This is a genomic window from Marinobacter salsuginis, from assembly GCF_009617755.1.
GTDB classification, from domain to species: Bacteria; Pseudomonadota; Gammaproteobacteria; order Pseudomonadales; family Oleiphilaceae; genus Marinobacter; species Marinobacter salsuginis.
Genome location: NZ_BGZH01000003.1, coordinates 528,423 through 544,467 on the forward strand (window position 1 = coordinate 528,423; position 16,045 = coordinate 544,467).

Genomic DNA, 16,045 nt, shown 5'->3' on the forward strand with positions numbered 1-16,045 from the left:
TCTGGTTCGGTGAAGGAGGGAGATTGTCATCTCAAGATGGGACGCCAGACTACCAGAAAGGCCCCATTGACTCAATCACATTCCCGCTCTACAACCAGCCGCCAACCGGCGGCATGGGCGCCTTCCGAGTATTGTTCAGAACACCATAAATCGCCAATGGCAACGAGTTCGGCTGCATCCCCGGAACCGGCGAAAACCAGCGGCAGCCGGGCCCTTTCCCAGGGTGGAACCGCAATCTCCTGCAGCCACTTCTTGAGCGAACGGGACGGACCATCCGAACGGAAACGTACCCGCTCACCGCCCTGCCTCGTAAATATCCGTATTGGCGGCAACGGTCTTTCCGGGGTAACGGCCGGCTCCAGCTTCAGGAACCATTCGCCAAAGTTCAGCCCGGGACCCGGCTCCAGAGTAACGGGGACGTCCGGCAGCTGCGAGTGATCCGGAACCAGGTAAAGATCGCCCTGAAAGCGGCGCAGACTGAAACCGTCGGACCGGAACTCCGGCTCTCGATCCTCTCTTGCGAAAATCAGGTCCTGCATAACCTGCTGCCAACTGCTGATTGTGGGCGCAGGAAACCCCCGTTCCCGAACCCACCAGCGAATCAGGTTTTTCTGCTCCGCCAAAGATAAGGTTTTCAGCCCCTCAACGGGCAGTCGGTCCTGCTCACCGCCGACAGCCTGCCACTGCAAGGCCGCCAGCTTTTGGTTCAGCGCTTCACTTTCTGCACAGGCGTCCGCCGTGTGGCGCAACCTGCGATTCAGCCCCGGCCAGCGCTCCCGCAAAGCTGGCAGCACCGTGTGGCGCAGGAAATTCCGGTCAAATCGTTGGTCGGTGTTGCTGGGATCATCAACCCACGACAGACCAGCGGACCTGGCCCACCGCTCAAGCTCGACCCGTTCAAACCCAAGCAGGGGCCGGACCAGTGTCGCCGGGCCGAGGTCACGGCTGAACGGCATACCCGCCAGCCCGGCCACACCGCTGCCCCTCAGCATCCGGAACAGCACCGTTTCGGCCTGATCATCGCCATGGTGAGCCATCAGAACCAGATCCCTCCGCTGAACCATCGCTTCCAGGGCGGAATAGCGCGCTTTGCGAGCTGCCTCTTCGATGCCACCAGCCGAGTTTTCTCCGCTCCTGACAGTGACCTTCTCAACCACAAGCGGGACACCCAGGCGCCCACAAAGATCGCGGCAGAATGATTCGGTCTCGGAGGCATTCGGCTGCAGCTGATGATTGATATGAACCGCTCGGACAGCCCCGGAATGCCCATGGCAATGGACTGCCAGGTGTAATAACAGGGTGGAATCGAGGCCGCCGCTCAGGGCAACCAACAGGCGGGCGTGATCGGGGAGTTCTCTGACCGGGGCGCACAGTGCCTCCGGCCAGGTGAATCCGGAGCCGGGCTCAGCGCCCGGTGTCATAGCGGGTCAGCCGCTCATAGCGGCGGGATACCAGCTCATCCAGTGGCAGGCGACTGAGTTCAGCGACGCCTTTTGCCAGAACCTCCTTGAGGGATTCCGACATTTTTTCGGGGTTGCGGTGAGCACCGCCAAGGGGCTCGGTTACCACGTTATCCGCCAGCCCCAGATCTTTGAGCCGGTCAGCTGTTACACCCATGGCCTCCGCCGCCTGGGCAGCGTATTCGGCACTCTTCCAGAGGATTGAGGCACAGCCCTCTGGGGAAATCACCGCGTAGGTGGAGTACTGGAGCATGTTCAGTTGATCACAGACACCGATGGCCAAGGCGCCACCGGAACCGCCCTCACCGATCACCGTGGAGATAATGGGTGTCTTGAGGCGAGACATGACCGCCAGATTGAAGGCAATGGCCTCGCTCTGCCCGCGCTCTTCCGCACCAATGCCCGGATAAGCCCCTGGCGTATCGATGAAGGTGAGGATAGGCATCTTGAAACGCTCGGCCATTTCCATCAGGCGCAGAGCCTTGCGGTAGCCCTCCGGCCGGGGCATACCGAAGTTACGCTTGACCTTGTCGCGGACTTCCCGACCCTTTTGATGACCGATGACCATCACCGGTTTGTCATCAAGCCTGGCGGTACCGCCTACAATAGCCAGGTCGTCGGCGTAGCGACGATCACCGTGCAACTCATCAAAATCCTCAAAGATGGATTCAATGTAGTCCAGGGTGTAGGGCCTGCGAGGGTGACGGGCCAGCCGCGCAACGTCCCAGGGCTTGAGATCTGAGAAAATGCTCTCGGTAAGGCTGACGCTCTTTTTCTTCAGCCGGGTGATCTCGTCTGTGATATTGATGTCGGTATCGTTACCAACCATCCGAAGCTCTTCAATCTTGGCTTCCAGGTCGGCGATTGGCTGTTCGAAATCCAGATAGTTAGGGTTCATGATGTTCCATCATTTATTGCCAGGCGGGAACGTACTCCGCCAAACCAGAATTTGACACAAAGATAGCAGCGCCCGGTCAGTGGCTAAAGCGGACATTGGTATGAGTCCGCTGTCTGACAAACTTTTAATTTTCAACTCATTCAATCATAGACCAGTTCTACCGACTGGTCGCCTACGAGGTACCGGAGCTCCAGCAGCAGGTTGTCATCCGGCTGCACACGCCAGGACTCACCGAGCTCGATCCGGGTCGACGCCTCGGGGCTGCTGTACTCGATCCAGACCGGGCTGCCCTCGCATCGGAACGGCCGCAGAGTACTGTCGAGCTTCTCCAGCAATCCGTTCTGCAACTGATCGGCGCACAGGTTCAGTTTAAGGCCACGACTGAACTGCTGGCGAGCCGTTGCCACATCCATCACCGAGCTCACTCGCATCTTCATCTGCCCGGAATAGTCGTCGTGACTGACCTGGCCTTCCACCACAATCACCTGGTCGGATTGCAACAGCTCACGGTTTTCGAAAAACGCCTCGGAAAACAGAGTCGCCTCAATCCGGGCACTGCGGTCGTCAAGGGTGATGAAACACATCGTGGAGCCGGTGCGCGTTTTCATGGTGCGCTGGGCAACCACGAGCCCCGCCACCCGCTGGGGTGACTTGTTCGGCTTCAGATCGGCAATGGAGGACCGGACAAACCGACGGACTTCTTTTTCATACTCGTCAAACGGATGACCGGTGAGGTACAGCCCCAGGGTATCCTTTTCGCCTTTCAGCCGCTGCTTCTCCGGCCATTCGCGTACCCCGGCCACGTCCTCGTAGGGATCGCCACCATCACCGGCTTCCAGCATTTCGCCAAACATATCCATCATGCCAACGGATTCGTTCCGGGATTGTTGGTCGGCCTGCTGCACGGCCTTGTCAATGCTTGCCATGAGCTGCGCGCGGCTCGCACCCAGCTTGTCCATGGCACCGGAGCGGATAAGCGCTTCCATGGCCCGCTTGTTGACCTTCTTGAGGTCAACCCGCCGACAGAAATCAAAGATATCCTGGAACGGCTCGCCATCGCCGCGACCCTCAACAATGCTCTGGATCGGGCCCTCACCCAAGCCCTTGATCGCTCCGAGACCATACACAATCTGGCCGTCGTCATTAACGGTAAAGGTGTATTCCGAACGGCTGACATCCGGCACCAGAAGATCCAGCTTCATGTTCCGGCATTCTTCCACCAGCGTGACCACCTTATCGGTGTTCTGCATATCGGCAGTCAGTACCGCGGCCATGAACTCTGCCGGGTAATGGGCTTTCAGCCAGAGGGTCTGGTATGACACCAGGGCGTAAGCAGCCGAGTGGGATTTGTTGAAGCCGTAGCCGGCAAACTTTTCCACCAGATCGAAGATATTTTCGGCCAGGGTTTTGTTGATGCCATTCTTTTCGCAGCCATCCAGGAAGATCTGCTTCTGCTTGGCCATCTCCTCGGGCTTTTTCTTACCCATGGCCCGGCGCAGCATGTCCGCTCCACCCAGGGTATAGCCGGCCATGACCTGGGCGATCTGCATGACCTGCTCCTGATACAGGATGACGCCGTAGGTCGGTTCCAGTACGGGCTTCAGGCCCTCGTACTGGTAATCCGGGTGCGGGAAGGACATGGGCTGGCGACCGTGCTTACGGTCAATAAAGTCATCCACCATGCCCGATTGCAGCGGCCCCGGCCGAAACAGAGCCACTAGGGCGATCATGTCTTCGAGGGAGTCTGGCTGGAGACGGCGAATCAGGTCTTTCATGCCCCGGGATTCCAGCTGGAACACCGCCGTGGTTTCAGCTTTCTTGAGCATGTCGAACGAGGGCACGTCATCCAGTGGAATCTCGTTGATGTCCAGCGGCTGCATGCCCTTCTTTTCCCGGCGCGGATTGATCATGTTCAGCGCCCACTTGATAATCGTGAGCGTCCGCAGGCCCAGGAAGTCGAACTTCACCAGTCCGGCATCTTCCACATCGCCCTTATCGAACTGGGTTACCAGGCTTCCGCCCTCATCATCACAATACAGGGGCGAGAAATCGGTGATCTTGGTGGGCGCGATCACCACGCCACCTGCGTGCTTACCGGCGTTCCGGCACACGCCCTCGAGCTTCAGGGCCATTTCCCAGATTTCCTGGGCTTCCTCGTCATTCTCGAGAAACTCGACCAGTTGCGGTTCCTGTTCCAGAGCCTTTTCAAGGGTCATGCCCGGTTCGAAGGGGATCATTTTGGACAGCTTGTCGGCCAGGCCATAGGATTTGCCCTGCACCCGGGCAACGTCCCGCACGACCGCCTTCGCGGCCATGGTGCCGAAGGTAATGATCTGCGACACCGCCTCACGCCCGTACTTCTGGGCGGTGTACTCGATCACCCTGTCCCGGCCTTCCATGCAGAAGTCGACGTCGAAGTCGGGCATGGAGACCCGCTCCGGGTTCAGGAAACGCTCGAACAGCAGGTCGTACTCCAGGGGATCCAGATCGGTAATCAACTGGGCATAGGCCACCAGGGAGCCGGCACCGGACCCCCGACCTGGCCCGACCGGCACGCCGTTGTTCTTGGCCCACTTGATAAAGTCCATCACGATCAGGAAGTAGCCCGGGAAACCCATCTGGATAATGATGTCCAGCTCGAAGTTCAGGCGCTTGTAGTAGGCCTCCCGCTTGGCATCGTATTCCGGATCGTCCTTGCTCAGGGTCTTGGCAAGCCGCTCCTCCAGGCCTTCCTCGGAGACCTTCCGGAAATAGTCGTCCATGGTCATGCCGTCCGGAATCGGGTAGTTCGGAAGGAAGTATTCGCCCATCCGAACCTTCACCGAGCAGCGCCGGGCGATTTCCACGGTATTCTCGATGGCCTCGGGGATGTCGCTGAACAGCTCGATCATCTCATCGGCGCTGCGCAGGTACTGCTGATCACTGAACCGACGGTCACGCCGCGGATCGTCCAGAGTACGACTCTCGCCGATGCAAACCCGGGCCTCGTGGGCCTCAAAGTCTTCCGCTTCGAGGAAGTGAACATCGTTGGTGGCCACCACTGGAAGGCCAAGCGCCCCGGCCAGCTCAACACTCAGGTGCAGGCAGTCCTCGTCACCCGGTCGACCAGTGCGCTGGAGCTCCAGGTAGTAGCTGTCCGGGTACAGATCCATCCAGTAACGAGCGCGCTCCCGAGCCAGTTCCGGCTTGCCGGCCATCAGCGCCTTGCCCACATCACCCAGCTTTGCGCCGGAGAGCGCGATCAGGCCGTTCGCTCTGGCCTCCAGCCACTTTCGCTGGATAATCGGCTTGCCGAACCGCTGGCCCTCGGTGAAACCCAGGGAAATGATTTCAGTGAGGTTGAGATAACCATCGTTGTCTCGGGCAAGCAGCGTCAGCCGGAAAGGGTTTTCGGGTTCATCCGGATTTTCGAGCCAGAGATCCGCGCCTATAACGGGCTTGACACCCGCGCCCATGGCCGCCTTATAGAAACGCACCAGCGAGCACATATTGGATTGCTCGGTCAGGCCGACTGCCGGCATGCCCAGCTCGGCAACACGTTTGATCAGCGGTTTCACCCTGACCAGGCCATCCACCATGGAGTACTCGGAATGGACACGGAGATGTACAAAAGTCTGCGACATAACGTCAGGTTATTCCTGCTGTAAAATTCAGTTAGAGCTGCGGTCTCAGCCGCCGATTACTGCCCTGAGCTCTTCTTCGGTCTGGGGGCCAAAACGAGTCTCAACCAGATCACCATCGGGATTGACCAGGAAGGTGGCCGGCAGCGCGACCGGCAGTTTCCAGCCGAACCCGGGCCCCGGGTCATCCGCCAGCATGGTAAATTCAATGCCCATCCGTTCCCCGAGTTCCACCAGCGCATCGCCCCGCACACCATCAAAATTAACGCCAAGTACGGTGATGTCGGGTGCCTGGTCGAGCTCGTTGAGCTCGGGAATTTCCTCAAGACATGGCTTGCACCATTCCGCCCAGTAGTTGACCAGCACCCACTGACCGCGAAACGTGTCCCAGTTCAGCTTTGTTCCTTCGGCCCGTTCAAGCTCAATTTTCTCACAACCCGTCATCGTCAGAACAAGCAGCACAATGGCTGCTGTGCGAAGGCGGGAGCCACGAAGAACTGAATCAGGGTACTGCACCGGAAAACCTCCTGTTAGACTACCGACCACAGAAATCGTGGACTCCATTCAGACAACCAGGCACGAAGATGACAGAACCAACCCGGATTTTCCACAACCCGCGCTGCTCGAAATCCCGCCAAACCCTTGAACTGCTTACCGAACGGGGAATTGAACCGGAGATTATACGCTACCTGGAAACACCACCGACAGAGCAGGAGCTAAAGGATATTCTCAGCGCCCTGAATCTGACGCCCCGCGAGCTGATGCGTACCAAGGAAAAAGAATATAAAGAACAGGGACTGAACAACCCTGAGCTGAGCGATGAGCAATTGATCGCGGCCATGATAGCGACCCCGAAACTGATTGAACGGCCGATCGTGATCGCCAACGGCAAAGTAGCCCTTGGTCGTCCGCCAGAAAACGTTCTCTCGATTCTTTAAGCCCCAATAACTTCTCCGAGTCAGATCAGAAGGATCGCTGACGATGCCCGAGCAATTGCCGTACGTTCTTGTTCTTTTCTACAGCCGCACCGGCCAAACCGCAGAGCTGGCCAGCCAGATAGGACGTGGCGTGGCCCGAGTGGAAGGAATTGAAGCAAGGCTGAGGTCGGTACCGCCGGTTTCACCGGACACGGCAGCATCGCTGCCCGCTGTGCCGGACTCCGGGGCGCCCTATGCCAGCAAATCCGATCTCGCGAATTGTGCCGGCCTGGCCATCGGCAGCCCCACCCGCTTTGGTAACATGGCGGCGCCTTTGAAGCACTTCCTGGACACCACCGGCGACCTATGGCTGGGCGGCGCCCTTGAAGGCAAACCCGCCGGGGCATTCACGTCGACCGGCAGCCTTCATGGCGGACAGGAAATCACACTGATGACCATGATGATGCCACTTCTGCATCACGGCATGGTCGTCTGCGGCCTGCCCTACTCCGAGAAAAGCCTGGGGGACACACAAACCGGGGGCACTCCCTATGGCCCGAGCCATTGGGCCGGAACCGGTGAACAGCAGCCACTGAGCGCTGACGAGAAAGCATTGTGCCAGGCCTTTGGCGAGCGCCTTGCCCGATTCGCCCTGAAGCTTGCTGACTGATACACGCCCGGGTACCAGACGTAATCTGCTTAACACTTTTTTATTACGGAACACACTATGCTGAACAACCCGAAGGCCCGCGCCACCTTGCGTGCAACAGCCGCGCTCTACATCGGCGTGCTTGCCACCCTGCTGATCACAACTTTCTACCCGGCACCCGTCGAGGGCGTTTCAATAACGTTGATGCTGGCGGTGAAACTGCTTCCGCTTCTGCCCTTTGCGATTCCGGTATTTCGGGGCCACAATCGGGGCTATATCTGGATGTCGTTCGTGGTGATCTTTTACTTCACCCAGGCCGTCGTATCTGCCTGGCTGAGTGAAGGTGCTACGGGACCGGTCATTCTGACGGTACTGACCTTCCTGTTGTTCACTGTTGCCATGATTCACCTCAAAGTGAACCGGCCAGTGGCGAATGGAAATACACCCTGAATTCCTGGACCTGACACTTTATGGCTGAAACAAGCAACTCCGGAACCGTGCCGAGGCCACCCGCGCCGCCCAGAAGCACCCTGACCCTGAGAGATGTTTGCACCGCACTTGTCACCAGCGGGGAAATCAGCCAGGAAGACGCAGAACGGGTACTCTCGGCCAATCTTGGCGCGGCCACCGGCGATGGACAGAAGGGCAAGCGCCATCCACTGGAACTGGTGGCCATTGCCGCACTGACCAGCCAGAAAAGTGGTCGCACACTTGATCTGGACCGGCTGACCCATTGGCTGGCAGATTGGGCCGGGCAACCTTACTACCACATTGATCCTTTGAAGATCGACACGCCTGCCATTGCCCGGGTGATGTCCTATGCCTTTGCCCAACGCCACGGCATTCTGGCGGTAGAGATCGGCGCAGAAGAGGTACTGATCGCCAGCACAGAGCCCTTCAAGAACGACTGGGTCCAAAACCTCCAACAGGCGGTTCGAAAGGATATCCGTCGAGTTGTTGCCAACCCCGAGGATATCCGCCGGTATACCGTGGAGTTCTATCAGCTTGCCAACTCCGTCAGCAAGGCCAGTGGCGGCCAGGGCCCCGGTGTGGCAGGAAACCAGAATTTCGAACAGTTACTGGACCTTGGCGCCAGCGAACACCCGGATGCCAATGACCAGCACGTGGTCAAGATCGTCGACTGGCTGCTGCAGTATGCCTTTGACCAGCGCGCCTCAGACATCCACATAGAGCCCCGCCGCACAGTCACGCAGGTGCGGTTCCGGATCGACGGCGTGCTCCACAACGTCTATGAATTCCCGGAACACGTGGGCGTGGCGGTTACCAGTCGGCTGAAGATTCTTGGTCGCCTGAACGTGGCCGAGAAACGCCGCCCCCAGGACGGTCGCATCAAGACCCGCAAGCCCGATAACCGCGAGGTCGAACTGCGCCTGGCCACCATGCCGACCGCCTTTGGCGAAAAGATGGTCATGCGGATCTTTGATCCGGACGTGCTCCTGAAGTCCTATGAGCAGCTGGGATTCGGCAAGGAAGATCGCCAGCGATGGCAGGAAATCACCTCCCGCCCCCACGGTATTGTTCTGGTGACCGGACCAACCGGGTCTGGCAAGACCACAACCCTGTACTCGACCCTGAAACAGATTGCGTCATCCGAGCTCAACGTCTGCACCATCGAGGATCCCATCGAAATGGTGGAGCCGGCGTTCAACCAGATGCAGGTCCAGACCAACATCGACCTGACCTTCGCGGCGGGCGTGCGGGCCCTGCTGCGGCAGGATCCGGATATCATCATGATCGGCGAGATCCGCGATCTGGAAACGGCGGAAATGGCGGTTCAGGCTGCCCTCACCGGCCACCTGGTGCTCTCGACCCTACACACCAACGACGCGCCGAGCGCGATTACCCGGATGATGGAACTGGGTATCCCACCGTACCTGATTCGGGCCACGGTACTGGGTGTGATGGCGCAACGGCTTGCCCGAACCCTCTGCCCCCATTGCAAAGCGCCGGGCCCTGCCGACGAGCAGGCCTGGCAGACCCTGACCCGGCCCTGGAAAGCGCCGGTTCCCAAGCAGTTCTACCAGCCCGTGGGCTGCCTGGAGTGCCGGAACACCGGGTATCTTGGCCGGGCCGGAGTTTATGAAATCATGACGCTCTCAGGCTCTTTACTTCGACAGATCACCGATCGCTGCGAGCTGGAACAGCTCAGGCTGGATGCCTATAAGGAAGGCATGAAATCCCTGCGCCTGAGTGGCGCCCAGAAAGTGGCTGCAGGCCAGACAACGGTGGAGGAAATTCTGAGGGTGACGCCGGAAAGCCAGCGCTGAGCGGGGTCAGGCGCCGGGGCGCAACCCGCACTGGCCCAGCAATTCCTGCCAGGCTCTGGTATGCGCCATCATGGCTACATCCAGTTCCCGCCAGAGACTGCTCTGGGCTCCCTGCGAGAGATGGCGCTGGTACCACGCCGTAAAACTCTCCGGCATGACCTCTTTCTGGACTTTGGCCAGCCGCTCAAACGGCTCAATGAGCGCAGCCCGCCCCTGATTCACGGCGCTCATGTAGGGCTGGATCTTTTCGATATACACACTGAAAAACATGTTCTGCACAATATCCGACTGGTTATTGGACTGACCGTTAAGACACAGGGGCCGACCGTTGATTCTCTGCCTGAGCAATTCCGTGCCATCCTGGAGCCGGGCGGTCAGAAGAAGTGCGCTGTTGATCAACTGGCCGGCGCGGAATTCCGCCTGCCAACGCTGATGAACGTCGCCGGCAAAATCGAGGGAAACCGCCAGGTCCTCCGAGTATAGACGCACAACGGCTGCATTCAGGCTGTCGATATCAAGAGCCAGATCAGACACCGGATTGCTCTCCGGCGCTACCGGGTAATAGCCCTTGGCCAGAGTGAACAGTTTCTCGATCTCTTCAACGCCCCAGGTGGCATTCCAGATGGCAATGGGCAGGGATTCCAGCTTGCTGTCGATGGCGCCGGTAAGCTCTTCGGCGAACTCTTCATCCTCTATGTCCGGCAGGCACTCCCTGGCTGTTTCAATAAACCGGATTTCATAGCGCAAACGGTTCAGGGGCTGCATCACCCGCCCCATCACCGAGGTTTTCTCCCCAACCACGTACTGGAGTTCACATCCGTAAAGCGAAAGAAAGTCGAGCATCCCCATTTCCAGCTCGGGCATGGGCAACACCCGATCGCGACGGCGGGGAAGCTGACTTGCGGAAGGGATATCAGAAAACTCAGGATCGGATTCCAGCACTCGGGCGACCCGCTCCACATACTCATCCATCATGGGGCGGGCATCAGAGAATGGGTCGCAACCGGCAAGAAGCATAGCGAGAACCGGCGCAACGATTCTGCAAAAACCGGTTCCGGGCATCAAGTCCTCCTGCTATGGCGTTTTAGGGGCGTTGGCCTAGCGCTTTTGCAGCAGGGTATCCACCTCCGCAAAATCACGCGCAACAAAACGTTCTGTCTCCGGCAGATCCCCCTCGCGAACAAGCCAGGCGGTTTGCATACCGGCTTCCTCGGCTGCCTCGAGTTCGGCCTCCACGTCTGAAAGGAACAGCACCGTGGACGCCTCAACGCCCAATTCAGACAAGATATTGCGGTATGAAGCGGCCTCTTTCTTGCCACCGATACGAGTATCGAAGTAACCAGAGAAGAATGGCGTAAAGTCGCCCTCCGTGGTGAAACCGAAAATCAGCTTCTGGGCCTTGACCGATCCTGAGGAATATACGAACAAACGCAGCCCCCGATCATGCCAGCGCTGCAGGTAATCGGCTGCATCGGCGTAGATATGGCCCTTCAGCTCTCCCTGCTGGTATCCCTGTTCCCAGACCATGCCCTGCAGCGCCTTCAGGGACGTTTCCTTGCGATCCTCTTTGATCCAGGTCTTTAGAACTTCAATCAGGCCATCAATATCCTCACGAGCAATACCTGACGCCTCCGCCACTGCGTCCAGCTGCTCGGACACCGCAGGCGTGTCCTGATGCCGATCGCGGACAAATCCCGGCAGGTGTTCGCTCGCGTAGGGGAAAAGGACATCGTGCACAAACGAGATCGAGCTGGTGGTCCCTTCGATGTCCGTCAGCACAACCCGGATCATTCCGCCGCTCCTGCCAGTGCCTCGTATCGGGGCAACCTGCTGGCGATGTCTTCACCGGTAAAATCGGCGACCCAGCCTTCCGGGTTGGTGAACAGGCGAATACAGGTAAACGCCGGTTCAGGCCCCATATCGAACCAGTGCCGCGTGCCATCTGGCACGCTGATCAGATCGTTTTTCTGGCAAAGCACCGCAAACACCTCGTTGCCGAAATGCAGGTAAAACAGGCCCTGGCCACGGACAAAGAAACGGATTTCGTCTTCACTGTGGGTGTGCTCATCCAGGAACTTTTGCCGAAATGCATCTTTCTGCGGATTGTCCGGGTTCAGGCTGATCACATCCGCAGACTGAAAACCACACTCCTCTCTCAGTTTCGACACTTCCTCGCTGTAGGCTTCGAGGATGTTTTCCTGGGATGCATCAGCCGGCAGATCCTTGGTTGGCCACTGCTCGTAGCGCACACCGTGACGGGCAAGAAGTTCCCTTATTCTTTCCGGGTTCTCGGTGACTGTGTGTGCCTCTTCAGGCTGGCTCTGGTCAAAAATACTCAGGGTGGTCATGGGCGGACCCTCATGGTTTCAAGTTCACATTCAAACAGGAATTCAAAGGCCTCGACATGGCGCAGGCAGTCGGCCATGGTTTTACCCCAGGTATACAGGCCATGGCCGCGAATCAGATACCCGGGCTGCTCGGGGTGCTCCCGGAACCATTCCCGGGTCTGCTCCGCCAGCGCGTCGATATCCTGGGTGTTGTCAAACACCGGAACGGTCAGTACCGATTCGTGGGTATCGACTCCCGTAAACGCCTTCTGAAGCTCATAGCCCTCCAGTGTCAGCGGATGGCCAGCTTCCAGCAAGCGGCTGAGAACCGTTGCCTTCACCGAGTGCGTGTGAAGGACCGCTCCAACCTCCGGAAACACCTCGTACAACACCGTATGCAAACGGGTCTCTGCCGAGGAGCGACAATCACTCTGCACCGGGCGACCCGCCAGGTCTACGACCATAACATCACCGGCACCCAGCTGCCCCTTGTGGCGGCCAGAAACGGTTATGGCAATGTGTTCGCCGTCTACGCGGGCGGAATAGTTGCTGCTGGTTGCCGGTGACCAGCCCTGTTGGTACAAAAAGCGGCCGGCCTCAATTATTGCTTCTGCAGCGACTGCGTATCGGGTTACATCAAACACGAGCTCTCTCCCGGGATTCAGAGTGCTTACAACACTCCCATGGCCGCCATTATAGGGACGAAGCGGCGCCCCGCAAATGATGCCTTGCAGAGATCAGATCGGCGACAATGGAGATGGCAATTTCTGCCGGAGTCTTGCTGGGAATATCGACGCCGATGGGCGCTCGCAGTCTTCCCAGTGCAGCTTCATCGAGCCCCAGAGAGGCCAGTCGTTCCCGCCTTGCTTCCGAGGTTTTCCGGGACCCCATGGCGCCAATGTAAAAAGCATTGGAATGAAGGGCCGCCAGCAAGCCCATATCGTCTATGCGAGGATCATGAGCCAGTGCCAGGATGCCTGACCAAGCGTCGCCAAACTCTCTGGAAATCAGATCATCGGGCAGGCGGCGATCCAGAGGAATCTGATCGTAGCTCCAGCCTGAGGCAAACGTTTCCCTGGGCTCGCAAAGGGTTACAGCAAATTCCGCCGCCGTCGCAAATTCCGCAACGTAACGGGCAACCTCGCCAGCGCCAATCAACAACAGCCGGCACTCAGGCTGCAGAACGTGGACAAGCTGCTCGCCGTCAAAGCTAACAGACTTACCAGCCCTGACCGCAGCGCGCTCCAGAGCCACAATACCATTCAGGGGGACGCGGCGGACCACCGGTTCACGATCGCGCAAGGCGCCCGCAAGCGCGTTAACATGATCAAGGCCTGACTGTCCCTGAAGGGGCTCCACAAGAAGCCGGATCCTGCCGCCGCAAGGCAGTTGGAAATGATCCCGGTCATCATCCGTAATGCCGTAATCAACAAAGACGGGATGATCTGGCCCGTCTTCGGCCGTGCGCCGCAACAGGTCCTCCTCCAGACAACCCCCGGAAACCGAGCCGCTCCAGTGGCCGGATTCCGCAATCGCCAGCCAGGAACCAACCGGACGCGGTGAGGACCCCCAGGTCTCGACGATGGTGCACAACCACACCCTCTGCCCCGCCTGCAGCCACTCAGACATCCTGGCAATAACCATCTGACGCCCCGTGGCGACCGAATGAGCGACGCTTGACTCAGACATCGGCTTTCAACGGCAGGCTTCGCTGGCGTTTACCATTCAGTGCGAACAGCGCATTACCCAGGGCCGGAATGACTGGCGGCACGCCCGGCTCACCAACACCGGTCGGCGCCTCGGCGCTATCAACAATATCCACCACCACCTCGGGTCGCTCGTACTGTCTCATCAACGGATAATCGTGGAAGTTGCTCTGCTGCACCTCACCGTTCTGCAGGGTAATTTCCCCGTAGAGCGCTGCCGTCAGACCGAACAGAATGCCACCCTCGATCTGGTCCTCCACGATTCGTGGATTCACGACCTGGCCGCAGTCCACCGAACAGGTGACCTTGTAGACCCGAACCGTGCCATTCTCGATTCCGGCTTCCACCACCTGCGCCACATAGGTGCCAAAACTACGGAATAATGCAAGGCCCCGGGCCCGGCCTTCTGGCAAAGTGGACTGCCAATTGGCAAGGCGGGCAACCCGATCAAGCACTTCCAGGTGCCGTGGCTCATGGGAAATCAGCCGACGACGAAACTGGTATGGATCTTCTCCGGCCTCGTGGGCCAGTTCGTCCATAAAGGTCTCAACCGCAAAGCCGTTGTGGGAATAGCCCACGGACCGCCACCAGCTAATGGGAATGCCGGGGTCGGTGTGGGTATGGCGAATATCAATATTGGCCACCCGGTAGGGGTACTCAATAGCCCCCTCGATCGCGGAGATATCTTTGGGAGTGGCAATGCCCTCGGCCATCAGACCGACGGAGCCAAGAGTGTCGTACATGAACTTCGGCGCCCAGGGATACTGGGCAGGCGCCGCGTTGCGAACATACCAGTCCAGGATCTGCGGTCCAACGATCTGGTGATGCCAGCCCGTCAGCTCGCCACCAGACAGACTGGCTTTCATGCGGTGGAGCATCGCCGGACGATAGAGGTCATGGCGGGTGTCTTCTTCCCGGGACCAGATAACTTTAACCGGCCGCCGGATGCGATAGGCCACGGCCGCCGCTTCCTCTATGTAGTCCTGGGTCAGCCGACGGCCAAAGCCGCCGCCGAGAAAGGTGGTATTGATGGTGACATCGTCGGGCCCGAGATCGGTTACCCTGGCCGCCGCGATCCGTCCAAGGTCCGGCGCCTGGGTGGGCGCCCACACGTCCATCCGGTTTTCGCGATACCAGGCCGTGGCGTTCATGGGCTCTAAAGTAGCATGGGCGAGGTAGGGCTGGGCGTACTCGGCTTCCACTACTCGGTCACCCTCCTCCACAGCGCTGGCAAAACTGCCTTCACTGCGCTCGGACTCCCCGGGGTCCTCATCAGCGGCAGAGCGATAGGAATCAAACACATCCTTCGTGGACAAAGACACGGCATCCGAGAAATCCCAGTCTATCCGGAGCGCGTCCTGGGCTTTCCGGGCCCGCCAGTACTTGTCGGCAACGACGGCAACGCCGCGCTCGATCTCGAAAACGTCGAGCACTCCCGCCATTGCCCGGACCTGATCGCCGTTAAAGCCCAGTAGCCTGCCTCCGCGCCTGGGCGACCTGGTCACCACCCCATAAACCATGTCCGGAAGTTCCACATCAATCCCATACACCGCGGTTCCCGTCGACTTGGCCCGGGCATCCAGCTTGCCCCTTTCCCTGCCGATGTACTTCCATTCGCTTCGTGGTTTCAGGGCAATGTCACCCCGAACCACTTCTTTGGCAGCCAGCTCGACCAACCTGCCATAGGCCAAGGAATCGATACCGTTCGGGTGCACCACCCGCCCTTCACTGGCCCGGCAATCGCTAGCTTCAACGTTCCAGACCCGAGCCGCGGCCATAACCAGCATCTGCCGGGCTTCAGCCCCCGCCATTCGCAAGGGCTCCCAACTGGTTGCAACACTGGTGCTACCGCCGGTGAGCTGAAGTTTGTACAAAGGATTTCGATACTCGGGTGCCACCGGGGCGAAGCGGGGTTTAATCTGCTCTGGCTGGATTTCCAGCTCCTCGGCAATAAGCGTCGTCAACCCGGTGTAGGTCCCCTGACCCATTTCTACCCGGGCCAGGGTGAAGAAAACTTCGTCATCAGTGGTCAGTTCGAGCCAGGCATCGGGCCGCCACTCACCGGTATCCGGCTCGTAGCCGGTCTGGATTCCGGCACAGCCCGGCAACGTCAGTGAAACCACCAGACTGCCGGAGGCACCGGCACTGACCTTGAGGAAATTCCGTCGGTTCATCGCCAT

The 16,045-nt window shown here is 59.0% G+C and carries 14 protein-coding genes; 4 read left to right on the forward strand and 10 right to left on the reverse strand.

Annotation, left to right across the window (positions count from 1 at the left end; translation table 11 throughout):
• Positions 1-71: 71 nt before the first annotated feature.
• The 4 genes from tilS to GJU83_RS16500 all read right to left on the reverse strand — a co-directional run bounded on the left by tilS (position 72) and on the right by GJU83_RS16500 (position 6,494).
• Positions 72-1,421, reverse strand: coding sequence for a tRNA lysidine(34) synthetase TilS (tilS, locus tag GJU83_RS16485; RefSeq protein ID WP_069184523.1), 1,350 nt, complete (start codon positions 1,419-1,421; stop codon positions 72-74).
• On the reverse strand, positions 1,405-2,358 hold the full coding sequence (accA, locus tag GJU83_RS16490; RefSeq protein WP_069184522.1) for an acetyl-CoA carboxylase carboxyl transferase subunit alpha: 954 nt from the start codon (positions 2,356-2,358) through the stop codon (positions 1,405-1,407). The genes tilS and accA overlap by 17 nt, the downstream gene beginning before the upstream one ends.
• 140 nt (positions 2,359-2,498) lie before the next feature.
• On the reverse strand, positions 2,499-5,981 hold the full coding sequence (dnaE, locus tag GJU83_RS16495) for a DNA polymerase III subunit alpha (protein WP_069184521.1): 3,483 nt from the start codon (positions 5,979-5,981) through the stop codon (positions 2,499-2,501).
• A 45-nt stretch (positions 5,982-6,026) separates the two neighbouring features.
• Positions 6,027-6,494 (reverse strand): TlpA family protein disulfide reductase, encoded by a 468-nt coding sequence (locus GJU83_RS16500; protein WP_069184520.1) that lies wholly within the window; start codon positions 6,492-6,494, stop codon positions 6,027-6,029.
• A 68-nt stretch (positions 6,495-6,562) separates the two neighbouring features.
• On the opposite strand from GJU83_RS16500, the gene arsC reads away from it, so the two are divergent.
• The 4 genes from arsC to tfpB are packed head-to-tail and all read left to right on the forward strand — an operon-like array spanning position 6,563 to position 9,832.
• Complete coding sequence (gene arsC, locus GJU83_RS16505) at positions 6,563-6,916, forward strand: arsenate reductase (glutaredoxin) (protein ID WP_069184519.1); 354 nt, start codon at positions 6,563-6,565, stop codon at positions 6,914-6,916.
• A gap of 43 nt (positions 6,917-6,959) precedes the next feature.
• The gene (wrbA, locus tag GJU83_RS16510) at positions 6,960-7,565 is read left to right on the forward strand and encodes an NAD(P)H:quinone oxidoreductase (RefSeq protein ID WP_069184518.1); all 606 of its coding nucleotides are present in this window, start codon (positions 6,960-6,962) and stop codon (positions 7,563-7,565) included.
• Between the two features lie 57 nt (positions 7,566-7,622).
• Positions 7,623-7,994: a DUF2069 domain-containing protein gene (locus GJU83_RS16515; protein ID WP_069184517.1), complete on the forward strand. Its 372-nt coding sequence runs from the start codon at positions 7,623-7,625 to the stop codon at positions 7,992-7,994.
• 20 nt (positions 7,995-8,014) lie between these two features.
• Positions 8,015-9,832 carry a type IV pilus assembly ATPase TfpB gene (tfpB, locus tag GJU83_RS16520; protein ID WP_069184516.1) on the forward strand — a complete coding sequence of 606 codons (1,818 nt, stop codon included), beginning with the start codon at positions 8,015-8,017 and terminating at the stop codon, positions 9,830-9,832.
• A 6-nt stretch (positions 9,833-9,838) separates the two neighbouring features.
• Here the strand turns inward: tfpB and GJU83_RS16525 are convergent, their stop codons facing one another.
• From GJU83_RS16525 to GJU83_RS16550, 6 genes are read right to left on the reverse strand one after another with little or no spacing between them, the layout of a single operon-like run.
• Entirely contained in the window at positions 9,839-10,894 is a 1,056-nt protein-coding gene (locus tag GJU83_RS16525) for a DUF3080 domain-containing protein (protein WP_069184515.1), read from the reverse strand.
• A 36-nt stretch (positions 10,895-10,930) separates the two neighbouring features.
• Complete coding sequence (gene mtnC, locus GJU83_RS16530) at positions 10,931-11,623, reverse strand: acireductone synthase (RefSeq protein WP_069184514.1); 693 nt, start codon at positions 11,621-11,623, stop codon at positions 10,931-10,933.
• Positions 11,620-12,180 (reverse strand): 1,2-dihydroxy-3-keto-5-methylthiopentene dioxygenase, encoded by a 561-nt coding sequence (locus GJU83_RS16535; RefSeq protein WP_069184513.1) that lies wholly within the window; start codon positions 12,178-12,180, stop codon positions 11,620-11,622. The genes mtnC and GJU83_RS16535 overlap by 4 nt, the downstream gene beginning before the upstream one ends.
• Positions 12,177-12,803 carry a methylthioribulose 1-phosphate dehydratase gene (locus GJU83_RS16540; protein ID WP_153634718.1) on the reverse strand — a complete coding sequence of 209 codons (627 nt, stop codon included), beginning with the start codon at positions 12,801-12,803 and terminating at the stop codon, positions 12,177-12,179. Before GJU83_RS16540 ends, GJU83_RS16535 begins: the two co-directional genes overlap by 4 nt.
• Positions 12,804-12,852: 49 nt before the next feature.
• Positions 12,853-13,848 (reverse strand): XdhC family protein, encoded by a 996-nt coding sequence (locus tag GJU83_RS16545; protein WP_228715199.1) that lies wholly within the window; start codon positions 13,846-13,848, stop codon positions 12,853-12,855.
• On the reverse strand, positions 13,841-16,045 hold the full coding sequence (locus GJU83_RS16550) for a xanthine dehydrogenase family protein molybdopterin-binding subunit (RefSeq protein WP_153634719.1): 2,205 nt from the start codon (positions 16,043-16,045) through the stop codon (positions 13,841-13,843). The genes GJU83_RS16545 and GJU83_RS16550 overlap by 8 nt, the downstream gene beginning before the upstream one ends.